This window comes from Hylemonella sp. W303a (assembly GCF_046452315.1).
Taxonomy (GTDB): domain Bacteria; phylum Pseudomonadota; class Gammaproteobacteria; order Burkholderiales; family Burkholderiaceae_C; genus Hylemonella.
This window is the reverse complement of sequence record NZ_JBKFDG010000003.1, coordinates 443,898-470,775: the sequence shown is the minus strand read 5'-3', so window position 1 is coordinate 470,775 and position 26,878 is coordinate 443,898. Positions and strand designations below refer to the sequence as shown.

Genomic DNA, 26,878 nt, shown 5'->3' with positions numbered 1-26,878 from the left:
ATGCGCTTGAACCAGCATCGCTGCTGTCCGCATGAATTGAGTGCCTGCCCCAAGCAGGCGCGCGGGTTTGGGTGAACCCGACGATTTCGATTTGCGTAGCAAATCATATGAGGAGTGGTCGCCCAAACCCGCGCGCCTGCGTGTCACCGAAGCAAGCTGCGCCAGCTAACATCCCCCCATGAGGACAAGAATCAAAATCTGCGGCCTGACCCGCGAACAGGACGTCGACGCCGTGGCCGATGCCGGGGCCGATGCCGCTGGTTTCGTGCTCTATGAAAAAAGTCCGCGCCACGTCCTGCCGCACCGCGCCGCCGTCCTCGCGCGCCGCCTGCCGGCCTTCGTCACGCCCGTGCTGCTCTTCGTCAACGCCACGCCCGGCCAGGTGCGGCAGGCCTGCGAGCTGATCCCGAACGCCGTGCTGCAGTTCCATGGCGACGAAACGCCCCAGCAATGCCTGATGCTGGCCAAGGCCGCCAGCGAGCGGCCGCACCCACGCGCCTTCCTGCGCGCCGCCCGCATTCCCCTGCAACAGGCAGGCAAGGAAATGGGCGAGACATTCGACCTCGTAAAATATGCGAACGACTACGCCCATGCCCAAGCCATCCTGCTCGACGCCCAGGTTGAGGGATATGGCGGCGGCGGCAAAACTTTCGAATGGTCACTGCTTCCTCCAAACGTCGACGCTCACCTCGTCTTGAGTGGTGGGTTGACGCCTGCAAATGTGGGCGATGGCATCCGCCTGCTGCGGCCGCGCTGTAAATCGCTGGCCGTGGATGTGAGCTCCGGCGTTGAAGCCTCCAAGGGGGTGAAGGACGCCGGGAAGATCCAAGCCTTTGTCGCTGCCGTGCGTGCGCACGACCTGACGGCGACGCAGGCATAAACCGTTTGGAACCACCATGTCTGATCATTCCCACACCGATGCCCTGCGGGGTGCCGCGGCCTTGCCCGACGCCTCCGGCCACTTCGGCCCCTACGGCGGCAGCTTCATCAGCGAAACGCTGACCCAGGCCGTCAACGAACTCAAGGCGACCTACGCCAAGTACCAGCACGACCCGGAATTCCTGGCGGAGTTCAAGTACGAGCTGGCCCACTTCGTCGGGCGTCCTTCACCGATTTACCACGCAGCGCGCATGAGCCGCGAACAAGGCGGCGCGCAAATCTTCCTCAAGCGCGAAGACCTCAACCACACCGGCGCGCACAAGATCAACAACACCATCGGCCAGGCGCTGCTGGCGCGCCGCATGGGTAAGCCGCGCGTGATCGCCGAGACGGGCGCGGGCCAGCACGGCGTGGCCACCGCGACGATCTGTGCGCGCTACGGCCTGGAATGCGTGGTCTACATGGGCAGCGAGGACGTGAAACGCCAGTCGCCCAACGTGTACCGAATGAAGCTGCTGGGCGCGACCGTGGTGCCGGTGGAGTCCGGCAGCAAGACGCTCAAGGACGCGCTCAACGAGGCCATGCGCGACTGGGTGGCCAATGTGGACAACACCTTCTACATCATCGGCACAGTGGCTGGCCCTCACCCCTACCCGATGATGGTGCGGGATTTCCAGAGCGTGATTGGCGAGGAATGCCTCGTGCAGATGCCCGAGATGCTGGCACGCGCCGGCTGTAAAACGGCGCAGCCCGACGCCGTGCTGGCCTGCGTGGGCGGAGGCAGCAACGCCATGGGCATCTTCCACCCCTACATCCCCCATGCCCAGACACGCTTGATCGGTATCGAAGCTGCGGGCGAGGGTCTGGACACAGGCAAGCATGCCGCCTCCCTGCAGCGCGGCACGCCCGGTGTGCTGCACGGCAATCGCACCTACGTGCTGCACAACGACGATGGACAGGTCACGGAAACCCACAGCATCAGCGCGGGCCTGGACTACCCCGGCGTCGGCCCCGAGCATGCTTGGCTCAAGGACACGGGCCGCGCGGAGTACGTGGGCATCACCGACGAGGAAGCGCTGGCGGCCTTTCACTACCTGTGCCGCACCGAGGGCATCATTCCCGCGCTCGAATCCAGTCACGCCGTGGCCTACGCCATGAAACTGGCGAAAACCATGCGGACCGACCAGAGCATCCTGGTCAACCTCTCAGGCCGGGGCGACAAGGACATCGGTACCGTGGCCGACCTCTCAGGCGTGGATTTTTACGACCGGCCGTCGATGCGTGGCCATACGGTGAAGGGTGGCACAGGTCCGACCGCATCGGCCCAGAACGCGGGCATGGGAGGCACCAAGGCATGAGCCGGATCACCGACACCTTCGAACAGCTGAAAAGCGAAAAACGCAAGGCGCTGATTCCCTTCGTCACGGCTGGCTATCCCTACCCCGACATCACGCCCGCGCTGATGGCGGGCATGGTCGAGGCTGGCGCCGACGTGATCGAACTGGGCGTGCCCTTTTCCGATCCCAGCGCTGATGGCCCCGTGATCCAGGCGGCGGGCGACAAGGCCCTGGCCGCGGGCATCGGCCTCAAGCAGGTGCTGGCCATGGTGCGAGAGTTCCGCACCCGCAACCAGACCACGCCCGTGGTGCTGATGGGTTACGCCAACCCCATCGAACGCTACGAACAACTGCATGGCAGCGGTCATTCGGCAGGCTCCCAGGCGGAATCGGCCTTCGTGCGCGATGCCGCCGCCGCCGGCGTGGACGGCGTGCTGGTGGTGGATTACCCACCCGAGGAATGCGCGGATTTCGCGGCCCGGCTGAAAGCCCAGGGCATGGACCTGATCTTCCTGCTGGCGCCCACCAGCACCGACGAGCGCATGGCCCAGGTGGCCAGGCTTGCCAGCGGCTATGTCTATTACGTTTCGCTCAAAGGCGTGACCGGCTCGGGCGCGCTGGACACCGCCTCAGTCCAGGCCATGCTGCCGCGCATCCGCCAGCACGTGAAGATCCCGGTCGGCGTCGGTTTCGGCATACGGGATGCGGAAACCGCCAAGGCCATCGGTGCCAGTGCCGACGCGGTGGTCATCGGCAGCCGCATCCTGCAGCTGATCGGCGACAAGCCGCACGCACAAGTCGTTACGGTTGCCATGGACTTCCTGCGGGGCATCCGCCGGGCCCTGGACAGTTTGGAGGGATAATCCCCGCCTCGCGCGCCCGTCGCCGATTGGCGACACGTCGGCCCTTGTCGACGCCAGCTGGCGCGCCCATCCCGATCTCTTCCGATCTGAGAGGAACCCAACATGAGTTGGCTCGAAAAACTGCTGCCCCCGAAAATCCAGCCCAGCGATCCGGCGGAGCGCCGCACCGTGCCCGAGGGCCTGTGGATCAAGTGCCCGAGCTGCGAATCCGTGCTCTACAAGACCGACCTGGAGCACAACCAAAACGTCTGCCCCACCTGCGGCCACCACCACCGCATCGACGCGCGCACGCGGCTCAACCTCTTTCTGGACAACGAGGGGCGCTATGAGATCGGCCAGGAAGTGCTGCCCGTGGACGCGCTCAAGTTCAAGGACAGCCGCAAGTACCCTGAACGCCTGAAGGAAGCCATGGAAGCGACCGGGGAGACCGATGCCCTGATCGTCCAGGGCGGCGCGGTGCACGGCATTGGCGTCGTCGCAGCGGCGTTCGAATTCGGGTTCATGGGCGGCTCCATGGGCTCCGTGGTCGGCGAGCGTTTCGTGCGCGGCGTCGAAACCGCCATCGAGCAAAAAGTCCCCTTCGTGTGCTTCACCGCCACCGGTGGCGCGCGCATGCAGGAGGGCCTGCTCTCCCTGATGCAGATGGCCAAGACCAACGCGGCCCTGACCCGCCTGGCCAAGAAGAAGCTGCCCTACATCAGCGTGCTGACCGACCCGACCATGGGCGGCGTGTCCGCCGGTTTCGCCTTCGTGGGTGACGTGGTGATCGCCGAGCCCAAGGCCCTGATCGGCTTCGCCGGTCCGCGCGTGATCGAGAACACCGTGCGCGTGAAGTTGCCCGAGGGCTTCCAGCGCGCCGAGTTCCTGCAGGAAAAGGGCGCCATCGACTTCATCTGCGACCGGCGCGAGCTGCGCAAGACCGTGGCCAGCACCCTGGCCATGCTGCTGCGCCAGCCCGCCGACGCGTTGATCTGACGATCAGACGCCTCTGGCGTCACCCTCCCCAAGGAGGGGCTGCGCAACGCAAACAAAAACGCCAGCTCACGCTGGCGTTTTTTTCATGGCTGGGGAGCAGTCACTGGACTTGGAAATTCCGCGCCCTGAGCGATTCCGAGCTCCCGAAGCTCCCGGCCAAGGTCGCCCGGAGGATCACGGTCACAGCAAGGCCGCGCCTTGCAAATAGCCCAGCACGATGCTGAAGACCTGCAACAACACCAGCAGCACCAGCGGAGACAGGTCGATGCCACCGATCAAGGGCATGAAACGGCGGATCGGCGCCAGCAAGGGCACCACCAGGCGATCAATCAGATCGGCCATGGCGCTGCGGGCCTGGACCCACGACAGCACCGCGTAAATGATGACCAGGCCCGTCATGCCAGAAATGACGAGGCGCACCACGCCGAAGCAAGCCAGGATCAGCACGGCGGCGTAGCTGTACGCCAATCCCTGCAACAGCCACAGCAGGGAAAACTGAGCCAATTCGATCAGCCAGGCCGCAACCAGGCTGGCCAGGTCCCAGCGACCGAGCGCGGGCAAGACTCGGCGCAAGGGCAGCACGATCCAGTCCGTCAGCACGAATATGAAGCGCCCCAAGGGGTTGCCCGAGCTGGCCGACATGGAAATGCGCTGCTGCTGCATGTAGAGGCGCAGCAGGCAGGCGCCGCCCAGCACGCTGGCGGCGACTTCGAGCAGGAGGGAAACGATCTGGAACAGCATGGATGAACGATCGGCAGAGGAGAAACAAATGCGGGAGGCCGGACCCGCGCCGGACCCGGGTGACGAGGGCCGATGATAGCCTCTCATAAAATGGCGGGTTAAGACCGCGAGGCGGCCTTCCTCTCCATCCCCCTACCCCATGTCCGAACACCAGACCTCCGCCCCGGCGAACGCGCAGACCCACGTCGCGCAAGACGACAACCAGCTCATCGCCGAACGGCGCGAGAAACTGAAAGCCATCCGCGAACAGCAGACCCAGGGCCGGGGCCCGGCTTTCCCCAACGACTTCAAGCCTGCCGACCGGGCTGCGGCGATCCACGCCGCCCATGAAGGCCAGACGCCCGAGGGCCTGCTGGAACAGGCACCGCGCGCCAGTGTCGCGGGCCGCATGATGCTCAAGCGCGTCATGGGCAAGGCCAGCTTCGCCACCTTGCAGGACGCCACGGGCCGCATCCAACTCTACGTGACCCGCGACGCCGTGGGCGAGGACACGTACGCCGCGTTCAAACACTGGGATCTGGGCGACATCCTGGCTGCCGAAGGCACCGTGTTCAAGACCAAGACGGGTGAGCTCTCCATCAACGTCAGCCAAATCCGCCTGCTCACCAAGAGCCTGCGCCCGATGCCGGACAAGTTCCATGGCATGGCCGACCAGGAGATGAAGTACCGCCAGCGCTACGTGGACCTGATCACGGACGAAGACGCGCGCAAGCGCTTCGCCGCGCGCAGCAAGGCCGTGTCCTCGATCCGGGACTACATGGTGCAGAACGGCTTCCTGGAGGTCGAGACGCCGATGCTGCACCCGATCCCGGGCGGCGCGAACGCCAAACCCTTCGTGACGCACCACAATGCGCTGGATCAGGAAATGTTCCTGCGCATTGCGCCGGAGCTGTACCTCAAGCGCCTGATCGTCGGTGGTTTCGAGCGCGTGTTCGAGATCAACCGCAGCTTCCGCAATGAAGGCATCTCGGTGCGCCACAACCCCGAGTTCACGATGATGGAGTTCTATGCGGCGTATTGGGACTACCAGGATTTGATGACCTACACGGAAAGCCTGATCCGCCATGTCGCGCAGAAGGCCGTGGGCACGCTGCAACTGACGTATGGCGGCAAGGCGGTTGATTTGAGCCAGCCCTTTGAGCGCCTGACCATCCGCGAGGCCATCGTCAAGTACGCGCCACCTGACGGTCGCGCTCGCGTCGACGATGCAGCTTGGCTGATCGAAGCACTAAGACTTATTGGCATCTCAGAAGAGTCACACCGCGTATCGAAGCGTAGCCTCGCTGGGCTGCAGGTTCTCTACTTTGAGGAGTGGGTCGAGCATCAACTGTGGCAACCGACTTTCATCTGCGAGCACCCGGTGGAAATCTCGCCGCTGGCGCGCGCCAGCGACAAGCACCCCGAGGTGACCGAGCGCTTCGAGCTCTACATCACGGGCCGTGAATTCGGCAACGGTTTCTCCGAGCTGAACGATGCCGAGGAACAGGCCCGGCGCTTTCAGTCGCAGGTCGAGGCCAAGGACAGCGGCGATGACGAGGCCATGTACTACGACCACGACTACGTGCGCGCGCTGGAGTACGGCATGCCCCCCACGGGCGGCTGCGGCGTGGGCCTGGACCGCCTGATGATGCTGCTCACCGACAGCCCGAGCATCCGCGACGTCATCCTGTTCCCGGCCCTGCGGCGCGAGGGCTGATCCCGGCGGCCTACAGGTTCGGATGCAGGTCGACATGACCAAGAACCCCTACTACGACCCGGCGAAACCGCACCATCGGCCCCAGGGTTTCCAGAACGCTGACCGGGAGTTTCCCGGCAAGAGCCTGGCCGAGGTGCTGCGCTGGAAGATCGAGGCCAGCCGCAAGTCCTTGCCTGCACCTCCCTCCGCCCCGATCCCGGTGGTGGCCCCTGATCTGGACTTCCTGCACCGCAATGCCCGGGCCGGGGCCGCGATGCAACCGGCCGTGACCTGGATCGGCCATGCCACCGTGATGGTGCAGATGAGCGGTCTCACCCTGCTGACCGACGCGATCTTCTCCGAACGTGCGTCGCCCCTGTCCTTTCTCGGCCCCAAGCGCCACCAGCCGCCCGGCGTGCCACTGCGGGACTTGCCGCACATCGATCTGGTGCTGACCTCACACAACCACTACGACCACCTGGACGTGTCTTCGGTGCAGGCCCTGAACCGGCAGACAGGCGGTGCGCCGCTGTTCGTCGTGCCTCTGGGCCTCAAGCCTTGGTTGGTCGCCCGTGGCGTGGCGCCCGAACACGCCGTTGAGATGGATTGGTGGGACAGCCACCCCGTGCAAGCGCCTGGCGGCACGGTGGACGTGGTGCTGGCGCCAGCCCAGCACTGGTCCGCGCGCGGCCTCACCGACCGCATGGCCACGCTCTGGGGTGGCTTCGCGGTGTTTGGCCCCGACTTCCACTTGTTTTTCGCTGGCGACACGGCCTACAGCCGGGAGTTCTCAGCACTGCGCGCGCGTTACGCCGAGCGCCAGTCGCAAGCCCAAGGCGGCGGTTTCGACCTCGCCTTGCTGCCCATCGGTGCCTACGAACCGCGCTGGTTCATGCGCGACCAGCACGTGAACCCGGAGGAAGCCGTCAAGATCCACCGCGACCTCGCCGCCAAGCGCTCGCTGGGCATGCACTGGGGCACGTTCGCGCTGACCGACGAGGCGCTGGACGAACCGCCCCGGGCCCTGGCCCAGGTGCTGCGCGAGCAGGCCATCGACGAGCAGGAATTCTTCGTGATGGCGATCGGCCAGACGCGGGTGCTGCCACCGCGCAGGCGGGCCGGGCTCTGAGACCCGGGGGCTTGGATTGCGCGCCGGACCTGCCCCACCGTCCTGAGCATCAGCCTGCCCGATTCGGCGGCTCAAGGGGCGGCAGGATCGCCGACACTCTCCTTGGGGTCAAGGCCCGCCCCAGGCGCGTTCGACACGGGCCACGCGCAGTTCGTAATGCTCGTACCACTGGGCACGCCCTTGTTCCTGCGCCACCCGATGTTCGGCATGCCGACGCCAGGCCGCGATGTCGTCCTCACTGCGCCAATAGGACACGGTGATGCCGAAGCCGTCGGCCCCGCGCACGCTCTCCACGCCGAGAAAGCCAGGCTGCTGCTCCGCCAGCTCGACCATGCGCTCGGCCATGGCGCCATACCCGCCCTCCCCGGGAGTGCGGCGCGAGGAAAAGATCACGGCGTAATACGGCGGCTCGGGCAGGCGAGCGAACGGTGAGGGTGTCTGCGCGCTCATGGCAGCAGCTCCAGCGCGCGCACATAGGCGGGGTCCACCATCAGCGCGTCCCACTCCAGCGCGGGCACCCTGGGCAGCAAGTCCAGACGGCGCTGTTCGCTGACCTCTGAAGGCCGCCAGCGCCCTTTGATCTGCGCCTCGGCCAGACCATCGATCAACTCATCGATGGGCGCGCCCTTGACCCCATGTGCTCCCGCACCCTCTTGAGTCGCCAAGCTCTGGTTGCACAGCAGCACCAGATCGCAGCCCGCGCCCAGGGCCGCCAAAGCCGCCTCGGTGGTGCTGACCGGACGCCCCTCGATCACGCGGGCACCCGCCATGCTCAAGTCGTCGCTGAAGATCGCGCCCGTGAAACCCAGGCGAGCACGCAAGATGTCGTTGAGCCAGGTGCTGGAAAAACCGGCGGGACGCGCATCCACCTTGGGATAGACCACATGCGCGGGCATCACGCTGGCCAGCGTGGTGTTCAGCCATTCATAGGGCTTGGCGTCGTCGGTCAGGATGGCTTTGAGGCTGCGCTTGTCCACGGGAATCTCGGTGTGCGAATCCGCTGCCACGTAGCCGTGGCCGGGGAAGTGCTTGCCGCAATTGGCCATGCCCGCCTGCAGCAGGCCATGCATCAGGCTCTTGGCAAGCAGCGTGGCCACGCGGGCGTCCTGGTGAAAGGCGCGGTCGCCGATGACTCCGGAAGGTCCCCAGTCCAAATCCAGCACGGGCGTGAAACTCAGATCCACGCCGCAGGCGCGCAACTCCGAAGCCAGCACCTGACCGCAGGCGGTGGCGGCATTGGTGGCCGCCATCGCGTCCTTCATCCAAAGTTCACCCAGGCGCCGCATGGCGGGCAGGTGGGTGAATCCGTCGGTCTTGAAGCGCTGAACACGACCGCCTTCGTGGTCCACGCAGATCAGCAGGTCGGGCCGCAGTTCCTTGATTTCGTCATTGAGCGCAGTGAGCTGGGCACGGTTCTTCCAGTTGCGCGCGAAGTGGATCACGCCGCCGACCAAGGGGTGGGCGAGGCGGCGACGGTCGTCGTCGGTGAGGGACAAGCCCGCGACGTCGATGATGAGGGGTGCGTGTTGCATCATGGTGCTGCCAGTCATGGGGAAGGATCAATCTTTCTCGACCACGACGAAGCTCGCCGCGTAGTCGGTCTCGTCGGTCACCGTCACGTGGGCGCGCAGGCCCTGCGCCTCGAACCAGGTCTTGAGGTCACCGCGCAGGTGGATATAGGGTTGGCCGCTGGCATGGTTGAGGATTTCGCAGCTGCGCCAGGTCATGGGCATGTGGATGCCCAGCCCAATCGCCTTGCTGAAGGCCTCCTTGGCCGAGAAACGCGTGGCCAGGTAGCGCAGACCTCGCTCGGGCCAGCGCGCGCTGCGGGCCGACCAGACCTTCAATTCGGCTTCGCCCAGCACATGCCGCGCGAAACGCTCGCCGCGCTTCTCGAAGCTGGCCCGGATGCGGCGCACATCGCAGATGTCGGTGCCGATGCCGTAAATCATCGCCCCGACCTCACGCCGCGTGCTGGATGCAGCGCAGGTAGTCGCGCACCGTGTCGGTGTAGCCCAGTTCCAAAGCGTCGGCGATCAGCGCATGACCGATGGACACCTCTTGCACGCCGGGCACGGCGCGCAGGAAATCCGTGAGGTTGTCGCGGTTGAGGTCATGGCCCGCGTTGACGCCCAGGCCAGCGTCCCGCGCTGCCCGAGCGGCGGCAGCAAAACGTTGGAGTTGCGTGGCCTGATCGGCACCCCCATGCGCCGCGGCATACGGCTCGGTGTAGAGCTCGACGCGATCAGCGCCCAAGGCTTTCGCCGCCGCCATGGCCTGCGGTTCGGCGTCCATGAACAGACTCACGCGCACCCCCAGCGCATGGCATTCGGCGATCAGGGGCCGCAGACGTTCGACATCCCTCGAGCCTGGCTCGTACAACTGCCAGCCATGGTCACTCGTGAACTGGCCCTCGCTGTCCGGAACAAAAGTGGCTTGGTGAGGCCGCATGCCCCGGCCCGCAAGCTCGCGGATGAAATCCATCAGGTTATGGAAAGGGTTGCCCTCGATGTTGTATTCACGGTCGGGCCAGGCCTTCAACAATTCCGCGAGTTCATACACATCGCGCGCGCGAATGTGCCGCTCGTCAGGGCGGGGATGCACCGTGATGCCTTGCGCGCCCGCCTGCAGGCACAGCGTGGCCGCGCGCGTGACACTGGGGATGTCCAGGTGACGGGAATTGCGCAGCAGCGCCACTTTGTTGACGTTGACGGAAAGGGCGGTGGTGAGAGTCATGGCGGTCATCGAGGTCAGCGCGGCGGCAGTTCCAGCGCGGGGTCACAGATTCTGCAGGTCCATCATCAGCTGACGGGTGCGCAGCGTGCCGCCCCCGCAATGGTAGTGGAGCAAGGCGCGCAACTGAGGCTTGAGTTCTGACGCCACGGCGGCACAGGCCCGCAGGGCATTGAGGAAGGAAGCCTCGGGCGCCAAGGCCGCGTGCAGGTCCCGCCATTGGGCACCCAGCAAGGAGGATCGGTCCTGGGCCTGCGCGAGGCGCAAGCCCCACTCCGGCACCAGGCAATAGGCGGTGCGCGCGTCCAGCGGACTGAGTGTCAGGGTCTGCATGTCCAAGGCAGGCAGCAAGCCGGCCTCGCGCAGCAGCAGCAGCTCAAAAGCTCGCAGGGCCGCCTGCAACACCTCGCCGTGCTCGGAGGCCAGCAGGCTCACCACTTGGGCATAGATGTCGAACAGCGCGGGATGCGGGTCGTCCCGAGCCAGCAGGCGGATCAACAACTCATTCAGGTAATAGCCCGAGAGCAGCGATTCGCCCGTAGGCATGACATGCCCGCCCACCCACTCGGCGCTCTTGAGGGTCCGCACTTCGCCCTCCCCGCCATAAGCCAGGCGCAAGGGTTGCAGCGGCAACAACACGGGGCGGAAATTCGAGGTCGGCCGTTTCACGCCCTTGGCCGCCAGCGCCAACCGGCCGTGATGGCGCGTGAAAACCTCCAGGATCAGGCTGGTTTCGCTCCAGTCATAACGGTGGAGCACGAAGGCCGGTTCATCCGTGATTCGCCGGGTGGCCATGCATGCCGCCCGTGGTTCTTAGACCAGTGCACCCGTGGAACCGGCTTTGCCGGGCCACTGGGTGCGCCCCCTTGAGGGGCTGAGCGGCCGCGGCTCCAAGCCTGCCTGCGCAGGCTTGGACGGCCCGAAGAGCCCAGGGCTCCGGCCGTGGCACAGATGCCGGCCCACACGCAGTGGGGGAGCAACGGGGGGGATGCTATTCATAGCCGAAGCTCCGCACCCGCGCCTCATCGTCGGCCCAGCCAGACCGCACCTTGACCCAGAGCTCCAGGAACACCTTGGCGTCCATCAGTGTCTCCAACTCCTGGCGGGCTTCCATGCCGATGCGCTTGAGCCGCTCACCCTTGTCACCGATCACCATGGCTTTGTGTCCGTCGCGCTCGACGATGATGGTCGCGGCGATCTTGACGAAGCGGCTGGCGGTCTTGCCCGGCTCTTCTTCAAATTTATCAATCACAACGGTCGAGGTGTACGGCAACTCGTCACCCGTCAGGCGAAAGAGCTTTTCCCGCACGATTTCGCTGGCGAGGAATTTTTCACTGCGATCGGTCAGTTCGTCCTCGCTGTACCACCAGTCTTGCTCGGGCAGGTGCTTTTCGCAAATGCCCAACAGTCGTTCGACATCCTTGGGGTTCTTGGCCGACAGCGGCACTATTTCAGCCTTCGCGCCGAGGCGTTCAAAGCGGTGCTGCATCTCCTGCAACCAGGGCGCCAATTCGGCGCGGTGCTTGATGGTGTCCAACTTGTTGGCGATCAGCAGGACGGGAACTCCAGGCGCCAACAACTTGAGCACCTGCTCATCGGCTTGGTTGAAACTCCCGGCTTCAACCACGAAAAGCACCAAATCCACATCGCCCACCGCGCCCTGCACGGTCTTGTTGAGGGAGCGGTTGAGCGCGTTGCCATGCCGGGTCTGGAAACCCGGCGTGTCCGCGAAGACGAACTGGGTCGAACCCACGGTGCGGATGCCGGTGATGCGGTGGCGCGTGGTCTGAGCCTTGCGCGAGGTGATGCTGATCTTCTGCCCCACCAGGGCGTTGAGCAGGGTCGATTTGCCAACATTGGGCTTGCCCACAATGGCAATCAAACCGCAGCGTCGGGCGGGCACAACTTCGGGGGTATTTGTGTCGGGCATGGTCATACCCGCTCCACGCGGGGCGAGTTCGGGTTCGAGGACGTGCTCACGACACGCCCCGCGCTTTCAAGGTCTGCAACATGGCGGCTGCCGCGGCCTGTTCTCCAGCCCGACGGGATCCGCCGATGCCGCGCTCGGCCAGCTGAAATTCAGAGACTTCGCATTCCACGTCGAAGGTCTGCCGGTGCGCCGCACCCGTGGTCGCCACGACCCGGTACTGCGGCAGTTTGAGCTTGCGCGCCTGCAGCCACTCCTGCAACTCGGTCTTGGGGTCCTTGGCGCTGGCCTGCATCTGAGGCGTAACTTCGACCTTTTCGTACAAGTGGTGCACCAGGGCCTGCGCGGCGGCATACCCCGCGTCCAGGTAAACCGCGCCAATCAGGGCTTCCAAGGCATCGGCCAGGATGGAGGGACGCTTGTTGCCGCCGGATCGCAGTTCGCCGTCGCCCAGGCGCAAGAGTTCGGGCAGGCCGAGCTCCATGGCCAGCTGGTGCAAGGTTTCCTGTTTCACCAGATTGGCTCGGATGCGCGAGAGGTCACCCTCGGGCAGCGCATGCAGTCGCTGGTAGAGCAAATCGGCCACGGCCAAGTTCAGCACCGAATCACCCAGGAACTCCAGGCGCTCGTTGTGGTCCGCGCAAAAGCTGCGGTGCGTCAATGCGCGCTGCAACAGTGCCGCGTCCGTGAAGGGGCGCTGCAGGTGGTCCTGCAAACGCATTTGCAAAGTGCTTAGATCAGCCACGTTGCCTCTGGTTTTTCCGCGCCCTCGCCAGCATGGCGAGACGCATCCGTGGGAGGAATCTCAATCGAAGAAACCAATGCGCTTGAAGTCGCCGAAGTTCATCCAGATCATGAAGGCCTTGCCCACGATGTTTTCATCCGGCACGAAGCCCCAGTAGCGCGAATCCAGCGAATTATCGCGGTTGTCACCCATCACGAAATAGTGTCCTGCGGGCACCGTGCAGCGCACACCTTCCTCGTTGTAGCTGCAGGCCTCTCGGAAGGGATAGTTGCCGATCTCTGCCTCCGCGAAGCCGCCGCGACGTGTCGTGTCCACGATCAGCCGGTGTGGCTTGGGTTGCGCCGGGGCACCGAGGATCTCGCCATACTGCTTGAAGTACCGCATGGCGTCTTCGTCAAAAAATTCAGGCAGATCGTTCGTAGGAACCGCCTGGCCATTGATGGTCAGGCGCTTGTTGGCGTAAACCACCTCGTCCCCGGGCAAGCCCACCACGCGCTTGATGTAGTCCTGGCTGGGTCGGGGCGGGAAGCGAAAGACCATCACATCGCCGCGCGCCACCGCTTGGCCCTCGGTGATCTTGGTGTTGATGACGGGGAGGCGAACGCCGTAGTGGTATTTGTTGACCAGGATCAGGTCACCGACCAGCAGTGTCGGGATCATGGAGCCGGATGGAATCTTGAAGGGCTCGAACAAAAAAGAACGCAGCAGGAAGACCGCAGCGATCACCGGAAACAAGCCTGCCGTCCAGTCCAGCCACCAGGGTTGCGCCAGCAGGCGACCGCGCGCCTGTGCAAGCTCTTCGCCGGCTAAGTCACCCGCCTGTGCCGACATCGCGCTGCGCTGCTGCGCCTCGGCCTCCAGTCGAGTCGCAGCGGCCTTGCGACGGGGCAGGAAGTAAAAACGTTCACCCAGCCAATACAGGCCCGTCACGAAGGTGGACAGCAGCAGCAGCAAGGCGAAATTGCCCTCGATCGCCCCCAGGTACCAAGCACCGATGTAGCTCGCGAAGGCGGCCAGCACGCAGGCTGTCAGATATTGCATAACCATGTTGTTTCTTAATCTTCCACCTGCAGGATGGCGAGAAAGGCCTCTTGCGGAACTTCGACGGCGCCGATCTGTTTCATGCGCTTCTTGCCAGCTTTTTGCTTTTCCAGCAGCTTGCGTTTGCGGGTGATGTCACCGCCGTAGCATTTTGCCAGCACGTTCTTGCGCAGCGCCTTGACGTTCTCGCGCGCGATGACCTGGGCGCCGATCGCGGCTTGGATGGCCACGTCGAACTGCTGGCGGCTGATGATCTCGCGCATCTTGGCGGCCACGGCCCGACCGCGGTAGGCAGCTTGGCTGCGGTGAACGATGATGGACAAGGCATCCACCTTGTCGCCGTTGAGCAGGATGTCCACCTTCACCACGTCCGAGGCACGGTACTCCTTGAATTCGTAATCCATGCTGGCGTAGCCGCGGCTGACCGATTTGAGCTTGTCGAAGAAATCGAGCACGATTTCGCCCAGCGGAAGCTCGTAGGTCAGCATGACCTGGCGCCCGTGGTAGCTCATGTTGATCTGCGTGCCGCGCTTCTGGTTGGCCAGGGTCATGACCGGGCCCACGTAGTCCTGCGGCATGTACAGGTGCACCGTGACGATGGGTTCGCGGATCTCCTGAATCCGGCCTTGCTCCGGCATCTTGGACGGGTTCTCGACCTTGATGACTTCCCCGTCGCCCTTGAGCACCTCGTACACCACGCTGGGCGCCGTGGTGATCAGGTCCTGGTCGAATTCGCGCTCCAGGCGCTCTTGCACGATTTCCATGTGCAACAAGCCCAGGAAGCCGCAGCGGAAGCCGAAGCCAAGCGCCTGGCTGACCTCGGGCTCGAAATGGAGGGAAGCGTCGTTGAGCTTGAGCTTTTCGAGGCTGTCACGCAAAGCGTCGTACTGGTTGGCCTCCGTCGGGTACAGGCCGGCGAACACCTGCGGCTGGATTTCCTTGAAACCCGGGAGCGCCTCGGTGGCCGGCCCCAGGTTGTTAGGCAGCTTCTTTTCCAGCGTCACCGTGTCGCCCACCTTGGCGGCGGTCAATTCCTTGATGCCCGCGATGATGTACCCCACCTCGCCTGCGTCCAGGCTGTCGCGCGGCTGGTTGGCGGGCGTGAAGACGCCCAGACTACCGGCTTCATAAGCGGAGCCGTTGGCCATCAGCTTGATGCGCTCCCCCTTTTGCAGACGACCATCCACCACGCGCACCAACATGACGACGCCCACGTAGCTGTCGAACCAGCTGTCGATGATCATGGCGCGCAAGGGCGCGTCCGGATTGCCCCGGGGAGCCGGAATCTTGGCGACGATGGCCTCCAGGATGTCCTCCACGCCCAGGCCGGTCTTGGCCGAGCAGGGAATCGCCCCCGAGGCGTCGATCCCGATCACGTCCTCGATCTCTTCCTTGGCGCGCTCAGGGTCGGCCTGGGGCAAGTCCATCTTGTTCAAGACGGGCAGCACTTCGACGCCGAGGTCGAGCGCGGTGTAGCAGTTCGCCACCGTCTGCGCTTCCACACCTTGCGAGGCATCAACGACGAGCAAGCCGCCCTCGCACGCGGACAGCGAACGCGACACCTCATAAGAGAAGTCCACGTGCCCCGGTGTGTCGATCAGATTGAGGTTGTAGATCTGTCCGTCGCGCGCCGTGTATTGGAGCGCGGCGGTCTGCGCCTTGATAGTTATCCCACGCTCCTTCTCAATGTCCATCGAGTCGAGCACCTGAGCTTCCATCTCACGCTCAGCCAGGCCACCGCAGCGTTGAATCAGCCGGTCCGCGAGCGTGGATTTGCCGTGATCGATGTGCGCAATGATCGAAAAATTTCTGATGTGCTTCATCAAAGGGAACGCTTAAGTGATTGATTTAACAGGGCACAAACAATGCGACGGCAAGAAAAAAGGGCGCGTCGAGTCGTGACGCGCCCTGAACCAACAATCTATGGCAACTGCGATAGTTGGAGCTTCATTGTAGGCAAAAAGCCCCCCTCGTACAGCCCCAAAAATCGCTCCACCCCTACGTTGCGACGTCACAACAAGGCATTTATAAACAGCTTATTAACAGTTCACGTGAGAAATGCCTTGGACAAGTTGTGGGAGATCTGTGGAGCAACGGTGCACACCCAGCGGAAATCCCGTATCGTGGTTTCAGGTTCACTGCTTATGCCTCAAACAGAGGTATGCAAGTACCTTATTCTACCCAAATCGGTTGATCAAAAGTTTGTGAGCATCCACAAACTTTTGAATTCTCAGGGGGACCGGACTTCGAAAAAAAGCAAATTTTTTTAGTTTCCTTGGCTGGAAACTGCCAAACTTCACTTTTAACCCTGTTTTTTTGTCCAGTATTCGGGGCATTAGCGCTGCGGGCGTATCACAGCGTATTGCGCCCACTCACCACGACGGAAGAGCACTTGCACCGGGCGGCTCTGATCGAGCTTGGCGAGCACGGCCTCGAACTGGCGCACGGATCCAACCTCCACATTCGCCAAAGCCAGGATCACATCGCCCGCGCGCAAGCCCGCGCGCGCAGCCGCGTTGCCGGCGACCTCCACCCGCACACCGCCCTTGAGTTTGAGTTCACGCTTCTGCGCCTCGGTCAATTCGGCCACGCGCAACCCGAGTGCGTCAGTGGAAGCAGTGCGCGGTTCCTCCACCGTTCCCGCTTCGGCCACCTGTTCAGACGCAAACTCACCGATGGTGACGGTCAAGTCCTTGCGGGCGCCGCGCCGGAACACCGTCACCGTGGCACGAGTTCCCGGCTTCAACCCACCCACCATGCGCGGCAGGTCGGACACCTTTTCAATCGGTTTTCCATCGAGCCGCAAAATGATGTCACCAGCCTCGACACCCGCTTTGTCCGCCGGAGAACCGGACTCCACGGCACGTACCAGCGCACCTTCGGGCTTGCCCAGACCGATGGCCTCGGCCACCTCCTTGCTGACCTGATCGATCTGCACGCCAATGCGCCCGCGGGTCACCTTGCCAGTGGCTCGCAACTGATCGCTGACGCGCATGGCTTCATCGATCGGGATGGCGAACGCAATGCCCATATAGCCACCCGAACGGGAATAGATCTGACTGTTGATGCCGACCACCTCGCCACGCAAATTGATCAACGGCCCGCCGGAGTTACCTGGGTTGATCGCCACGTCGGTCTGGATCAAGGGCAGATAGTCGCCCGTGTCGCGCTGTTTGGCGCTGACGATCCCGGCCGTCACAGTGTTCTCAAGACCAAAGGGCGAACCAATGGCCATCACCCATTCCCCGACGCGCAGCTTGTTCACGTCACCCACCTTGACGGCGGGCAGGCCGCTGGCCTCAATCTTGACCACGGCCACATCCGTGCGCTTGTCGGAGCCAATGATCTTGGCCTTGAACTCACGCTTATCGGGCAAGGTGACATAGACCTCGTCCGCGCCGTCCACGACATGGGCGTTGGTCATGACGTAACCATCCGACGAAAGAATGAACCCGGAACCGACGCCTCGCGGGCGCTGCTCTTCCGGCTGGGCCGGTTGATTGCGGTCCGAGCGTGGCCCTGCGCCGGGGGGCACCGGTAAGCCAAAACGGCGGAAGAACTCCAGCGTTTCCTCATCCATGCCGTTCGTGCCACCACGGGCCGTGGAGACTTTCTCAAGCGTGCGGATGTTGACCACGGAGGGTCCGACTTGTTCCACCAGGTCGGTGAAATCCGGCAGTCCTCGGTTCTGCGCGACGGCTTCGGGCAGCACACCCGCGACCGACACCACGAAGACGAAGACCAGAACAGGAATGCGCCAAAAGGCTGAGATACGCGGCGAAGAATGAGACATGCAAGACCTCATGCGAGATTGTTATGAATTGGAATTGTGCGAGAGCCGTTTTAACGCCCACGCGCATGCAGATGAAGTTGTGAAAAGAATCTGCGGCAAGCTGTCAGCGAGGCAAGGCCGGACTCTTTTCGAGGTTGACCAACACACCTTGTGCCGCCACGCCGGGACGACCGAGGCGAGGACGCGGAATGCGGCCGTCGGATGATGAAGTGCGAGCCATCAACCGGTCCAAGCGAGGGTCCCGAAGCATGACCATGGGTGCGTTCTGGCCCAGGCCTTGGGAAGCGAGAAACGGTTGGCCTGCCCCCCCAAAAGAAGATGTGTAGGTCACCCCATCGGCGGGCGAGGCATAGACACGTGAGGAGGTCTGCTGAGCCGCCGCGCGTCGCCCTGAAGCAGACCAGCTCGCGGAAGGCGCGTCGGGGCGGGCCTGGGCCAGTTGCCGCGCCTGAGAAGCAGACTGCAAACCGGTGACCCCCTGCCAGCCCAGCAGGCTGACCACCACCAAGGCGCACAAGCCCGCGGTAAACCTCCAGGCTCCGTAGGGGTCATTGACCCGCATGCGCGCACGCCGCCGTTGATCGAATGGGTTGTGCGCGGATGGAAGCTCGATACGGTCACGGGCTAGTTCACGAGGCGGGTTCTCCCTCGCTATTTGCGCACGCAAACGGGAAAGGAAGATCTCATCATGCGTGCGAGCCGCCGTGTCAGAGACCCATGCCCCTTTCCCACCACTGCGCAAAACCTCGCCGATGAGGTGATAGTCATGCCAACACTGCCTGGCATGGGAATCGGCTTCCAGGGCCTCACATGTGTGAGCAAATTCATCCGCTTGCAATTCGCCGTCAAGTAAACCTGAAACCAGGAGATGCACAGAAACCTCATCGCCAGCGGCAAAGTTTGGCTGAGCGCTCTCTGGCGAACCCGGATTCAACGATGTCAATTTCTGATGCTCCATGAGGCGCCCCTGTACCCTGCTCTTCGGGTCTACCAACGCTTGCCACCCTGCCGCTCAAGCAGCGGTCGAACCTTTGCAGACACCGCCTCGCGCGCACGAAAGATGCGCGAACGCACCGTGCCAACGGGACTGTCCATGGCGACGGCGATCTCGTCGTAACTCAGACCATCCAGTTCACGCAATACCAGCGCCTGGCGCAGATCTTCCGGCAAGGCCTCCAGAGCGCCTTGCACCGCAGCGGCGATCTCACGCGCCGCCAGCAGGGTTTCCGGGGTGTCTTCCGCTATTGGTTCCCGAGCGGTCAAAAAAGTTTCATCCTCATCGCTGTCTTCGCCAGCCACGGAGGCGGCCATGCCCACTGCCAACGGGTCATTTTTCAATCCCAGCAGGGTTTTCTTGGTGGTATTGACGGCGATGCGGTACAACCAGGTGTAGAACTGAGCGTCCCCGCGAAACTGATGCAAGGCCCGGTAGGCGCGGATGAAGGTCTCCTGAGCCAGGTCCTCGACCAGATCCACGTCACGCACCATGCGCCCGATCAGGCGTTCGATGCGACGCCGGTATTTCAGCACCAACAGCTCGAACGCACGGGCATCGCCAGCCAGGGTACGTTCGACCAGTTGCAGGTCAACCCGGTCGGCGGACACTGCGGCAGCGTCCAAATCTCGGGGGCCTCCCTCCTGCTTCATGCAGGCGCTTTCGACGGATGGCCTGCGTCAGCCCAGGCGGCACGGCGCAGGGCATTCCAATACGCAGGCGCCTGGGCTCGCTCTACCCAGAGCCAGCGCGTGCGCCCAGAAAGCCCGGGCGGCCGTTGGATCGTGGCCCCATCGGCGGGGGATGGCGAAGACTGGGACATAGGGATGAACTCAAGCAGCATGCCACTCTGCCAATCCAGCCGCACATGGACTTTTCCCAGCAGGTCTTCAGCCGCGACTTGCGTGTCAGCGGCCCAGAACCAGTCTTGTCCGTCCCAGCGCACGCGACCACGCTCCGGACGGATCAAGGTCCACGCCAATGGCAAGGTCACCAGCAGACAGGCAAAAACCATGAGCCACCGGCCCGCTTCGTCCGAGTGGAGCAGCGTGACCCAGACAGCCCCAACAAGCCACAGGAACGCCAATACGCCCCCATGCACCAGCGTTCGCAAAAACGAACGCCCCACCGGGTAACTCACCGACGGGGCGTTGCGCATGGGCTGAAGCGTAGGGTGTCAGACGCGCTTGAACACCAGCGCGCCGTTGGTGCCGCCGAACCCGAAATTATTCTTGAGCGCAAAGTTGATCTTCGCATCCCGTGCCGTGTTGGCGCAGTAGTCGAGATCACACTCAGGATCTTGGTTGAAGATGTTGATGGTCGGCGGAATCTTCTGTTCGTGGATCGCCAGGACGGTGAACACTGACTCGATGCCTCCCGCGCCGCCCAACAAATGACCCGTCATGGACTTGGTTGAACTGACCACGAGCTTGTCCTTGGCATGATCACCCAAGGCTGCCTTGATCGCATTGGTTTCGTTCACATCGCCCAGAGGCGTGGATGTGCCGTGCGCGTTGAGGTAATCCACCTGGTCTGCGTTGATACCGGCGTTGCGCAGCGCACCCAGCATGGCGCGACGGGGGCCGTCCATGTTCGGTGCCGTCATGTGCCCGGCGTCCGCGCTCAAACCAAATCCTGCCAGTTCTGCGTAGATCTTGGCACCACGCTTCTTCGCGTGTTCGTATTCTTCCAGCACGAGAACGCCCGCGCCCTCACCCAACACGAAGCCGTCGCGGTCCTTGTCCCAGGGGCGCGAAGCCGTCTTAGGATCGTCATTGCGCGTCGAAAGCGCCCGCATGGCGGCGAAACCGCCGATGCCCAGAGGAGAAATCTGACTTTCAGAACCACCAGCAACCATCACGTCGGCGTCGCCGTACTCGATCAGGCGGCCAGCATCACCAATGTTGTGCAAGCCGGTGGTGCAGGCGGTCACGATGGCCATGTTGGGGCCCTTGAAACCGTAGCGCATCGACACATGACCGGAGATCATGTTGATGATGGACGCAGGCACGAAAAAGGGGGACAGGCGACGCGGGCCGCGATTCAGGAATTCGATATGCGATTCCTCGATCAGCGGCAGGCCACCAATGCCCGAGCCGATCATGCATCCGATGCGCTCGGCCTCGGGATCACCCAAGGCCTCGCCCGTCTTCAGACCTGCATCTTCGACAGCCTGAACAGCCGCGGCGATACCGTACTGAATGAAAGTGTCCATCGTCCGCGCTTCTTTGGACGTGATGTACTTCTCCAGCTCAAAGCCTTGAACCAGCCCGGCGAACCGGGTGCTCAGGGCACTGGCATCGAACTTGGTGACCAGTTCAACGCCAGAACGGCCAGCCAGCAGGTTGGTCCAAGACTCAGCCACAGTATTGCCGACCGGGCTGATGCAGCCCAGCCCTGTGACGACGACGCGACGACGGGACATAGATTTCTGTGCAATCTAGGAAAAATATGAGGTGGCGCGGGACCGCGCCACCCTCATCAAACGAAGCAGATCGGAAAGCCGATTACTTCTGGTGCGCCTTGGCGTAGTCGATGGCGGCCTGAACCGTGGTGATCTTCTCGGCGTCTTCGTCCGGGATCTCGATGCCGAACTCGTCTTCCAAGGCCATCACCAGTTCCACGGTGTCGAGAGAGTCAGCGCCCAGATCGGCCACGAAAGCCTTCTCGTTGGTCACCTGGGACTCTTCGACGCCGAGTTGCTCGGCGATGATTTTCTTGACGCGTGCTTCGATATCGCTCATTTTCTGATGCCCCTTAAACGGGTTCCTTAGGGTTGTGAGGAAAGGTTGATTTTACCCGCCCTGGATTCAGGGTTAGCCCGAATCACCAACGGTAAATGTTACGACCCCGCTCGGATATCGCCGGCTTCGCTGAATAAACACAGCAAATCCTGGACCACGGTCTGAGTCGGGGAGCGAAAATTTCACGCCATGAACATGCCACCGTTGACATGTAATTCTTGACCTGTCACGTAAGCCGCCTCGGGAGAGGCTAGATAGGCGACGGCGTGCGCGATATCGGCCGGTTTGCCAAGATGACCGAGGGGAATTTGACTCAGCAAGGCCTTTTGCTGCTCTTCAGGCAGAACAGCCGTCATGTCGGTCTCGATGAATCCGGGTGCGACGCAGTTCACCGTGATATTGCGGCTACCCAGTTCGCGGGCCAAGGCACGTGTCATGCCCGCCAGGCCCGCCTTGGCTGCGGCGTAATTGGCCTGCCCCGGATTGCCGGAGGCCCCCACCACGGAGGTGATGCTGATGATGCGGCCATAACGCTGCTTCATCATCGGGCGAATGACGGCACGGGAAAGACGGAACACGGCCTTGAGGTTGGTGTCCAGCACGGCATCCCATTCCTCGTCCTTCATGCGCATGGCGAGGTTGTCACGCGTGATGCCGGCGTTATTGACCAGGACGTGGATGGCGCCATGCTCCTTGATGATGGCGTCCACCGCAGCCTCGGCGGCAACGGCATCGGTCACGTCGAGCTTGATGCCCTTGCCGCCATGAGCGGCCAGAGCCCCACCGATCTTCGCCGCGCCCTCGTCGCTGGTTGCGGTGCCGATGACCTTGACGCCCCGGCTCGCCAATTGCTGCGCGATCGCCGCGCCGATGCCACGGGTCGCGCCCGTCACCAGGGCCGTCTGCCCCTCGAATTTAATATCGCTCATTGCTTCTTCCTTGCGCTCAAGCCAGAGCGGCTTTCACTTCGGCCAACGTGGCCGGATCGAACAGCGGCAATCCCGTCAATTCCGTGTCAATGCGCTTGACCATGCCCGCCAACACCTTGCCAGGGCCGCATTCCACGATGTGCGTCACGCCGCTGGCCTTGAGGGCCTGCACGCATTCGACCCAACGCACCGGGCCATAAGCCTGCCGGTACAGCGCGTCGCGGATGCGCTCGGCATTCGTTTCGACGACAACATCGATGTTGTTGACCAGCGGAATCTGCGGTGTCTTGAGCTCCACCTCCGCCAACTTCAGCTTGAGCTTCTCGGCTGCCGGCTTCATCAGGCTGGAATGGAAAGGCGCAGACACCGGCAGGGGCAACGCACGCTTGGCACCAGCGGCCTTGAGCGCCTCGCAGGCCTGCTCGACGCCGGCCTTGCTGCCCGCGATCACGGTCTGGCCGGGATCGTTGAAATTCACCGCCTCAGCCACTTCACCGCTGGCTTGGCTGACCGTGGCGCACACCTCACGCACCTTGGCCGCGTCCAGGCCCAGGATGGCGGCCATCGCGCCCGTGCCCACCGGCACGGCCTCTTGCATGGCCTGGGCGCGCAGGCGCACCAGCGGAACAGCCTGGGACAAGGTCAGCACGCCCGCGGCCACCAGCGCGGAATACTCGCCCAGCGAGTGCCCCGCGACCGCGACGGGCGCGACCCCAGTCTCGGCCATCCAGACGCGGTAGGCCGCGACGCCGGCCACCAGCATCACCGGTTGGGTGTTGGTGGTCAGCGCCAGCGTTTCCTTGGGGCCTTCATGGATGAGCCGAGCGACGTCTTCCCCCAGGGCAGTGGACGCTTCCCGCAAGGTTTTCACGACCTCTGGATGATCGCCCCAGGCATCCAGCATGCCCACGGATTGGGAACCTTGCCCCGGAAAGACAAAAGCGAAAGATTTCATTGTTCTTGTTCCTTGTACGTGGCTTCGGTGGCTCCTCAGGCCGCACGGTCCCGGAACCCACACCACGCAGCGTGTCAATAAGTGAGCAGCACAGCGCCCCAGGTCAGTCCGCCGCCCACGGCTTCGAGCAAGACGGTATTGCCTCGTTTGACGTGACCTTGGCGCACGCCATGGTCCAGTGCCAGAGGAATCGATGCCGCGGAAGTGTTGCCATGCTGGTCCACCGTGACCACGACCTTCTCGGGAGCGAGTTTCAACTTCTTGGCGGCGCCCATCATGATGCGGATATTGGCTTGGTGAGGGACCAGCCAGTCGATGTCAGCCTCGGTCTTGCCGGCCTTGGCCAGCACAGCGCGCGAAGCCTCGTCGAGCACAGTCACCGCCTGCTTGAACACGGCCTGGCCGTCCATCTTCAGGAAGGGATCACCCAGCACCTTGCCCGCTGCCACAGTGCCCGGGGTGCAGAGTATGCCCACATGCTTGCCATCGGCCTTGAGGTCGCTGGACAGGATGCCGGGTGTTTCGCTGGCCTGAAGCACGACGGCACCCGCGCCGTCGCCGAACAGCACGCAGGTTGTGCGGTCCTTGAAATCAATGATGCGAGAGAACACTTCGGCGCCCACCACCAGGGCCTTGGTCGCGGCACCCGCGCGGATCATGGAATCCGCCACGGTCAGCGCGTAGATGAAGCCGCTGCACACCGCCTGCACGTCGAAGGCTTGGCAGCCATTCGCGCCGATCTTGTTCTGCAGGATCACGGCGGTCGACGGAAAGATCATGTCGGGCGTCGAGGTCGCGACGATGATCAGGTCGATCTCGTTCGCGGCCAGGCCCGCGGCCTGCAACGCGCGGCGCGCGGCCTCGGCGCCCAGGTCACTGCTCATCACGCCCTCGGCGGCGAAATGACGGGCGCGAATGCCGGTGCGCTCCACGATCCATTCGTCGGAGGTCTCAACACCATCGGCAGCCAGTCGAGCGGCGAGATCGGCATTGGTGAGGCGCTGAGGCGGCAGGAAACTGCCGGTGCCGGTGATGCGGGAATAAAGTCTCATGGATCAGTTCTGGTTTGTTCTTTGCCTGAGCCCAGGGCTCGGCTTGTCGTCATGTTGTCGGTGAACCGCGTCGCCTGCATTACAACCCAACCATTCGCTGGGGGGCATGGTACGCCCCCCGCTGTGCGGGCAAGAATGCTGGCGTTCCGACCAGCGCACCACCTTGCGAAAGTGTCAGGCAGGCGTCGTCGAGGTCGCCGCGACGCTGGTGAGCAGAGGCGCGGCATGGGCGATACGGGCCTCCACCCTCTGCAGCAATTGATTGCGGGCCGCATCATACGCGCGGCTTAGCGCGTAACGAAACGACAATTCGTCAGCCGAACCGTGGCTCTTGAACACCAGTCCACGTAGCCCCAGCAGGGCCGCTCCGTTGTAGCGACGATGATCGATGCGCTTCTTCAGCGATAGCAGCACGGGGAATGCAAATAACGCCGCGATCCAGGTTAGCGGGTTACGCGCGAATTCCTTTGTAAGAAAGGTGCCAATCATCGAGGCTACGCCTTCGCTGGTCTTGAGCGCCACGTTGCCGACAAAACCGTCGCACACCACGATATCAGTCGTGCCTTTGAAGATGTCATTGCCTTCCACATTGCCGTGGAAGTTGAGATCGCCAGACTCCGCGGCCGAGCGCAGCAGTTCGCCCGCGCGCTTGATCACCTCATTGCCCTTGATGACTTCCTCGCCGATGTTCAGGAGGCCAACCGTCGGGCTTGGGTCGGCTTGTCCGCCCACATGTTGCAGCACCGAGACCAGGGCCGAGCCCATGACAGCGAATTGCAGCAAGTGTTCAGCCGTGCAATCCACGTTGGCGCCCAAGTCCAACACCGTGGTTGCCCCGCCCTTGGCGTTGGGGAGTTGTGTGGCGATGGCCGGGCGGTCGACGCCTTCGACGGTCTTGAGCACGTAGCGGGCGATGGCCATCAAGGCACCGGTGTTACCGGCGGAAACCGCCGCCTGAGCGGCACCGTCCTTGACCTGCTCAATGGACACCCGCATGGAGGAATCCCGCTTGCGGCGCAAAGCCACCTCGATGGGATCGTCCATGCCCACGACCTCGGAGGCGGCCACAACGCGGGCGCGCTCATGCTTGAAGCCAGCGAGGGCCTCGCTCTGGCCGACCAGCAGCAAGTGAGCGTCAGGGTGTTGTTCCAGGAAGCGACGGCACGCGGGCAGCGTGACGCGGGGGCCGTGATCGCCCCCCATGCAATCCACAGCAAGGGTGATCATGAGCGAAGCGCGCGCACCTGAAGTGCGCGTGGAAAAGATGGGCGCAACCCATCAAACGCATGGGGTTGAGAGCCGCGACACAGCGGAACCCCATATGAAAATGCGCAGCACGAGGAGGCACTGCGCACGGCTGACGCGGATGAAAAGGTCTGCATCAAGACAAAGCCCGGACTACCGGAAGGGCACCGGACCGGAAAGACTGAGGCGAAGCTCAGGCTTCAGACTTGGTCTTCAACACCTTGCGCCCACGGTAGAAGCCGTTGGGGCTGATGTGGTGGCGCAGATGGGTTTCGCCGGTGGTCGGCTCGACGGCCAGACCGGGCGTGCCCAGAGCGTTGTGGGAACGGTGCATGCCGCGCTTGGAGGGCGACTTCTTGTTCTGTTGAACGGCCATGATGGACTCCTTGGATTCCCAGGACAGGATGCCTCGAAGCGGCACCCATGGCGCAAGGGTAAGAATGGGTTGGACACAAAGCGCGGCCTGCTACAGATACCCAAAGCCGCACGAAGCCCGCCATTATAGCAGCAGCGCCTCAAGGCAACGCCAGCCGCCCTACTCCCACCGCCTCAGCCCGCCCCGCCCTTGCCAGTTCGCAGCCCCGCCAGGGCGGCGAAAGGATTCGGCTTGTCCAGGGCTGGCTCCTTGAAATCCGCATCGGCCACGCTGAAAGAGGGGCGGCTCGGACAGGACTCGTGCGTTGGCGCCAAAGGCAGTTCCATCAGCAATTCATCCTCCACAAGGGCCAGCAGGTCAAATTCCCGGCTGATTGCCAGCACGTCTTCCTCCGACTCCTCATCTTCAATCTCTGCCTGGGCCTCGGTCGCCACGAAACGAAAGCTGCGCTCCACTGCCAAGGGCATGTCCACCGGCTCCAGGCAACGCTGGCAGGTCAGCGACAGCACGGTCTCGGCCCGCAGGTGCAACCAGTGGCGCGCATGCCCGCTCGCATCTTCCTCCCGTTCCCCCTTGGCGTGCCAGTGCACGGCCCGGTCCGCGCAACGGCCATCGGTTTCAGCCAGCAAGCGCTCGAAGCCGGCCTGGGCATCGTCACGCTCCAGCACGGCGCCTGCGCCCGCAAAAGCGGGGATATCAAGGTGTCGAGGGTGATAGGCATTCATGGGCAGACGGGCACACAGCG

Annotated in this window: 28 protein-coding genes and 1 pseudogene; 6 read left to right on the top strand and 23 right to left on the bottom strand. The window is 63.4% G+C overall.

What is annotated here, in order from left to right:
• Positions 1–178: 178 nt before the first annotated feature.
• From ACLBKS_RS08465 to accD, 4 genes are all read left to right on the top strand, one after another.
• Positions 179–880 carry a phosphoribosylanthranilate isomerase gene (locus tag ACLBKS_RS08465; protein ID WP_410192344.1) on the top strand — a complete coding sequence of 234 codons (702 nt, stop codon included), beginning with the start codon at positions 179–181 and terminating at the stop codon, positions 878–880.
• A gap of 16 nt (positions 881–896) precedes the next feature.
• Positions 897–2,237, top strand: coding sequence for a tryptophan synthase subunit beta (gene trpB / locus ACLBKS_RS08460; protein WP_410192343.1), 1,341 nt, complete (start codon positions 897–899; stop codon positions 2,235–2,237).
• Positions 2,234–3,079: a tryptophan synthase subunit alpha gene (gene trpA / locus ACLBKS_RS08455; protein WP_410192342.1), complete on the top strand. Its 846-nt coding sequence runs from the start codon at positions 2,234–2,236 to the stop codon at positions 3,077–3,079. Before trpB ends, trpA begins: the two co-directional genes overlap by 4 nt.
• A gap of 102 nt (positions 3,080–3,181) precedes the next feature.
• Positions 3,182–4,054, top strand: coding sequence for an acetyl-CoA carboxylase, carboxyltransferase subunit beta (gene accD / locus ACLBKS_RS08450; RefSeq protein WP_410192341.1), 873 nt, complete (start codon positions 3,182–3,184; stop codon positions 4,052–4,054).
• Positions 4,055–4,234: 180 nt separating this feature from the next.
• Here accD and ACLBKS_RS08445 read toward each other — a convergent pair whose 3' ends face one another.
• A complete protein-coding gene (locus tag ACLBKS_RS08445) occupies positions 4,235–4,795 on the bottom strand; it encodes a YggT family protein (protein WP_410192340.1) in 561 nt (186 codons plus the stop codon).
• Positions 4,796–4,934: 139 nt separating this feature from the next.
• On the opposite strand from ACLBKS_RS08445, the gene lysS reads away from it, so the two are divergent.
• On the top strand, positions 4,935–6,491 hold the full coding sequence (gene lysS / locus ACLBKS_RS08440) for a lysine--tRNA ligase (protein ID WP_410192339.1): 1,557 nt from the start codon (positions 4,935–4,937) through the stop codon (positions 6,489–6,491).
• Positions 6,492–6,525: 34 nt separating this feature from the next.
• Entirely contained in the window at positions 6,526–7,599 is a 1,074-nt protein-coding gene (locus ACLBKS_RS08435; protein WP_410192338.1) for an MBL fold metallo-hydrolase, read from the top strand.
• A gap of 108 nt (positions 7,600–7,707) precedes the next feature.
• Here the strand turns inward: ACLBKS_RS08435 and ACLBKS_RS08430 are convergent, their stop codons facing one another.
• The 22 genes and pseudogenes from ACLBKS_RS08430 to ACLBKS_RS08325 all read right to left on the bottom strand — a co-directional run bounded on the left by ACLBKS_RS08430 (position 7,708) and on the right by ACLBKS_RS08325 (position 26,858).
• Positions 7,708–8,049 (bottom strand): antibiotic biosynthesis monooxygenase family protein, encoded by a 342-nt coding sequence (locus tag ACLBKS_RS08430; protein ID WP_410192337.1) that lies wholly within the window; start codon positions 8,047–8,049, stop codon positions 7,708–7,710.
• Entirely contained in the window at positions 8,046–9,134 is a 1,089-nt protein-coding gene (gene nagZ, locus ACLBKS_RS08425) for a beta-N-acetylhexosaminidase (RefSeq protein ID WP_410192370.1), read from the bottom strand. Before nagZ ends, ACLBKS_RS08430 begins: the two co-directional genes overlap by 4 nt.
• Positions 9,135–9,158: 24 nt before the next feature.
• Positions 9,159–9,551, bottom strand: a complete 393-nt coding sequence (gene acpS / locus ACLBKS_RS08420; RefSeq protein ID WP_410192336.1) for a holo-ACP synthase — start codon at positions 9,549–9,551, stop codon at positions 9,159–9,161.
• Between the two features lie 10 nt (positions 9,552–9,561).
• The gene (locus tag ACLBKS_RS08415; RefSeq protein WP_410192335.1) at positions 9,562–10,344 is read right to left on the bottom strand and encodes a pyridoxine 5'-phosphate synthase; all 783 of its coding nucleotides are present in this window, start codon (positions 10,342–10,344) and stop codon (positions 9,562–9,564) included.
• A 33-nt stretch (positions 10,345–10,377) separates the two neighbouring features.
• Positions 10,378–11,127: a DNA repair protein RecO gene (recO, locus tag ACLBKS_RS08410; RefSeq protein ID WP_410192334.1), complete on the bottom strand. Its 750-nt coding sequence runs from the start codon at positions 11,125–11,127 to the stop codon at positions 10,378–10,380.
• Positions 11,128–11,323: 196 nt separating this feature from the next.
• Positions 11,324–12,262 (bottom strand): GTPase Era, encoded by a 939-nt coding sequence (gene era, locus ACLBKS_RS08405; protein ID WP_410192333.1) that lies wholly within the window; start codon positions 12,260–12,262, stop codon positions 11,324–11,326.
• Between the two features lie 46 nt (positions 12,263–12,308).
• Positions 12,309–12,980, bottom strand: a complete 672-nt coding sequence (rnc, locus tag ACLBKS_RS08400; RefSeq protein ID WP_410192332.1) for a ribonuclease III — start codon at positions 12,978–12,980, stop codon at positions 12,309–12,311.
• Between the two features lie 84 nt (positions 12,981–13,064).
• Positions 13,065–14,045, bottom strand: coding sequence for a signal peptidase I (gene lepB / locus ACLBKS_RS08395; RefSeq protein ID WP_410192331.1), 981 nt, complete (start codon positions 14,043–14,045; stop codon positions 13,065–13,067).
• A 14-nt stretch (positions 14,046–14,059) separates the two neighbouring features.
• A complete protein-coding gene (gene lepA / locus ACLBKS_RS08390) occupies positions 14,060–15,868 on the bottom strand; it encodes a translation elongation factor 4 (RefSeq protein WP_410192330.1) in 1,809 nt (602 codons plus the stop codon).
• Between the two features lie 512 nt (positions 15,869–16,380).
• Positions 16,381–17,838 (bottom strand): DegQ family serine endoprotease, encoded by a 1,458-nt coding sequence (locus ACLBKS_RS08385; protein ID WP_410192329.1) that lies wholly within the window; start codon positions 17,836–17,838, stop codon positions 16,381–16,383.
• 103 nt (positions 17,839–17,941) lie between these two features.
• Entirely contained in the window at positions 17,942–18,400 is a 459-nt protein-coding gene (locus tag ACLBKS_RS08380; RefSeq protein WP_410192371.1) for a hypothetical protein, read from the bottom strand.
• A 135-nt stretch (positions 18,401–18,535) separates the two neighbouring features.
• Positions 18,536–18,796: pseudogene (locus ACLBKS_RS08375) on the bottom strand (sigma-E factor negative regulatory protein); the annotation flags it as partial.
• Between the two features lie 29 nt (positions 18,797–18,825).
• Positions 18,826–19,485: an RNA polymerase sigma factor RpoE gene (rpoE, locus tag ACLBKS_RS08370; RefSeq protein ID WP_410192328.1), complete on the bottom strand. Its 660-nt coding sequence runs from the start codon at positions 19,483–19,485 to the stop codon at positions 18,826–18,828.
• Positions 19,482–19,991 (bottom strand): hypothetical protein, encoded by a 510-nt coding sequence (locus ACLBKS_RS08365; protein WP_410192327.1) that lies wholly within the window; start codon positions 19,989–19,991, stop codon positions 19,482–19,484. The genes rpoE and ACLBKS_RS08365 overlap by 4 nt, the downstream gene beginning before the upstream one ends.
• A gap of 18 nt (positions 19,992–20,009) precedes the next feature.
• Complete coding sequence (fabF, locus tag ACLBKS_RS08360) at positions 20,010–21,257, bottom strand: beta-ketoacyl-ACP synthase II (RefSeq protein ID WP_410192326.1); 1,248 nt, start codon at positions 21,255–21,257, stop codon at positions 20,010–20,012.
• Between the two features lie 82 nt (positions 21,258–21,339).
• Positions 21,340–21,576: an acyl carrier protein gene (acpP, locus tag ACLBKS_RS08355; RefSeq protein ID WP_006297207.1), complete on the bottom strand. Its 237-nt coding sequence runs from the start codon at positions 21,574–21,576 to the stop codon at positions 21,340–21,342.
• A gap of 182 nt (positions 21,577–21,758) precedes the next feature.
• The gene (gene fabG, locus ACLBKS_RS08350) at positions 21,759–22,505 is read right to left on the bottom strand and encodes a 3-oxoacyl-ACP reductase FabG (protein WP_410192325.1); all 747 of its coding nucleotides are present in this window, start codon (positions 22,503–22,505) and stop codon (positions 21,759–21,761) included.
• 16 nt (positions 22,506–22,521) lie between these two features.
• On the bottom strand, positions 22,522–23,460 hold the full coding sequence (gene fabD / locus ACLBKS_RS08345; RefSeq protein WP_410192324.1) for an ACP S-malonyltransferase: 939 nt from the start codon (positions 23,458–23,460) through the stop codon (positions 22,522–22,524).
• Between the two features lie 74 nt (positions 23,461–23,534).
• Positions 23,535–24,512, bottom strand: coding sequence for a beta-ketoacyl-ACP synthase III (locus tag ACLBKS_RS08340; RefSeq protein WP_410192323.1), 978 nt, complete (start codon positions 24,510–24,512; stop codon positions 23,535–23,537).
• A 174-nt stretch (positions 24,513–24,686) separates the two neighbouring features.
• Positions 24,687–25,739, bottom strand: coding sequence for a phosphate acyltransferase PlsX (plsX, locus tag ACLBKS_RS08335; RefSeq protein WP_410192322.1), 1,053 nt, complete (start codon positions 25,737–25,739; stop codon positions 24,687–24,689).
• A 211-nt stretch (positions 25,740–25,950) separates the two neighbouring features.
• The gene (rpmF, locus tag ACLBKS_RS08330; RefSeq protein WP_006297202.1) at positions 25,951–26,133 is read right to left on the bottom strand and encodes a 50S ribosomal protein L32; all 183 of its coding nucleotides are present in this window, start codon (positions 26,131–26,133) and stop codon (positions 25,951–25,953) included.
• Between the two features lie 173 nt (positions 26,134–26,306).
• Complete coding sequence (locus ACLBKS_RS08325; protein ID WP_410192321.1) at positions 26,307–26,858, bottom strand: YceD family protein; 552 nt, start codon at positions 26,856–26,858, stop codon at positions 26,307–26,309.
• Positions 26,859–26,878 lie beyond the last annotated feature (20 nt).

Bases quoted from the DNA above. Each gene is read 5' to 3' on its own strand.
- ACLBKS_RS08380 (WP_410192371.1), bottom strand. From the start codon at position 18,400: ATGCGGGTCAATGACCCCTACGGAGCCTGGAGGTTTACCGCGGGCTTG.
- lepA (WP_410192330.1), bottom strand. From the start codon at position 15,868: ATGAAGCACATCAGAAATTTTTCGATCATTGCGCACATCGATCACGGC.
- fabG (WP_410192325.1), bottom strand. From the start codon at position 22,505: ATGAGCGATATTAAATTCGAGGGGCAGACGGCCCTGGTGACGGGCGCG.
- trpB (WP_410192343.1), top strand. From the start codon at position 897: ATGTCTGATCATTCCCACACCGATGCCCTGCGGGGTGCCGCGGCCTTG.
- lysS (WP_410192339.1), top strand. From the start codon at position 4,935: ATGTCCGAACACCAGACCTCCGCCCCGGCGAACGCGCAGACCCACGTC.
- acpS (WP_410192336.1), bottom strand. From the start codon at position 9,551: ATGATTTACGGCATCGGCACCGACATCTGCGATGTGCGCCGCATCCGG.
- lepB (WP_410192331.1), bottom strand. From the start codon at position 14,045: ATGCAATATCTGACAGCCTGCGTGCTGGCCGCCTTCGCGAGCTACATC.
- nagZ (WP_410192370.1), bottom strand. From the start codon at position 9,134: ATGATGCAACACGCACCCCTCATCATCGACGTCGCGGGCTTGTCCCTC.
- ACLBKS_RS08365 (WP_410192327.1), bottom strand. From the start codon at position 19,991: ATGCGCAACGCCCCGTCGGTGAGTTACCCGGTGGGGCGTTCGTTTTTG.
- ACLBKS_RS08415 (WP_410192335.1), bottom strand. From the start codon at position 10,344: ATGACCGCCATGACTCTCACCACCGCCCTTTCCGTCAACGTCAACAAA.
- era (WP_410192333.1), bottom strand. From the start codon at position 12,262: ATGCCCGACACAAATACCCCCGAAGTTGTGCCCGCCCGACGCTGCGGT.
- trpA (WP_410192342.1), top strand. From the start codon at position 2,234: ATGAGCCGGATCACCGACACCTTCGAACAGCTGAAAAGCGAAAAACGC.
- acpP (WP_006297207.1), bottom strand. From the start codon at position 21,576: ATGAGCGATATCGAAGCACGCGTCAAGAAAATCATCGCCGAGCAACTC.
- rnc (WP_410192332.1), bottom strand. From the start codon at position 12,980: ATGCGTTTGCAGGACCACCTGCAGCGCCCCTTCACGGACGCGGCACTG.
- ACLBKS_RS08430 (WP_410192337.1), bottom strand. From the start codon at position 8,049: ATGAGCGCGCAGACACCCTCACCGTTCGCTCGCCTGCCCGAGCCGCCG.
- ACLBKS_RS08340 (WP_410192323.1), bottom strand. From the start codon at position 24,512: ATGAGACTTTATTCCCGCATCACCGGCACCGGCAGTTTCCTGCCGCCT.
- fabF (WP_410192326.1), bottom strand. From the start codon at position 21,257: ATGTCCCGTCGTCGCGTCGTCGTCACAGGGCTGGGCTGCATCAGCCCG.
- rpoE (WP_410192328.1), bottom strand. From the start codon at position 19,485: ATGAAGCAGGAGGGAGGCCCCCGAGATTTGGACGCTGCCGCAGTGTCC.
- recO (WP_410192334.1), bottom strand. From the start codon at position 11,127: ATGGCCACCCGGCGAATCACGGATGAACCGGCCTTCGTGCTCCACCGT.
- ACLBKS_RS08435 (WP_410192338.1), top strand. From the start codon at position 6,526: ATGACCAAGAACCCCTACTACGACCCGGCGAAACCGCACCATCGGCCC.
- ACLBKS_RS08445 (WP_410192340.1), bottom strand. From the start codon at position 4,795: ATGCTGTTCCAGATCGTTTCCCTCCTGCTCGAAGTCGCCGCCAGCGTG.
- ACLBKS_RS08385 (WP_410192329.1), bottom strand. From the start codon at position 17,838: ATGTCTCATTCTTCGCCGCGTATCTCAGCCTTTTGGCGCATTCCTGTT.
- ACLBKS_RS08465 (WP_410192344.1), top strand. From the start codon at position 179: ATGAGGACAAGAATCAAAATCTGCGGCCTGACCCGCGAACAGGACGTC.
- fabD (WP_410192324.1), bottom strand. From the start codon at position 23,460: ATGAAATCTTTCGCTTTTGTCTTTCCGGGGCAAGGTTCCCAATCCGTG.
- plsX (WP_410192322.1), bottom strand. From the start codon at position 25,739: ATGATCACCCTTGCTGTGGATTGCATGGGGGGCGATCACGGCCCCCGC.
- ACLBKS_RS08325 (WP_410192321.1), bottom strand. From the start codon at position 26,858: ATGAATGCCTATCACCCTCGACACCTTGATATCCCCGCTTTTGCGGGC.
- accD (WP_410192341.1), top strand. From the start codon at position 3,182: ATGAGTTGGCTCGAAAAACTGCTGCCCCCGAAAATCCAGCCCAGCGAT.
- rpmF (WP_006297202.1), bottom strand. From the start codon at position 26,133: ATGGCCGTTCAACAGAACAAGAAGTCGCCCTCCAAGCGCGGCATGCAC.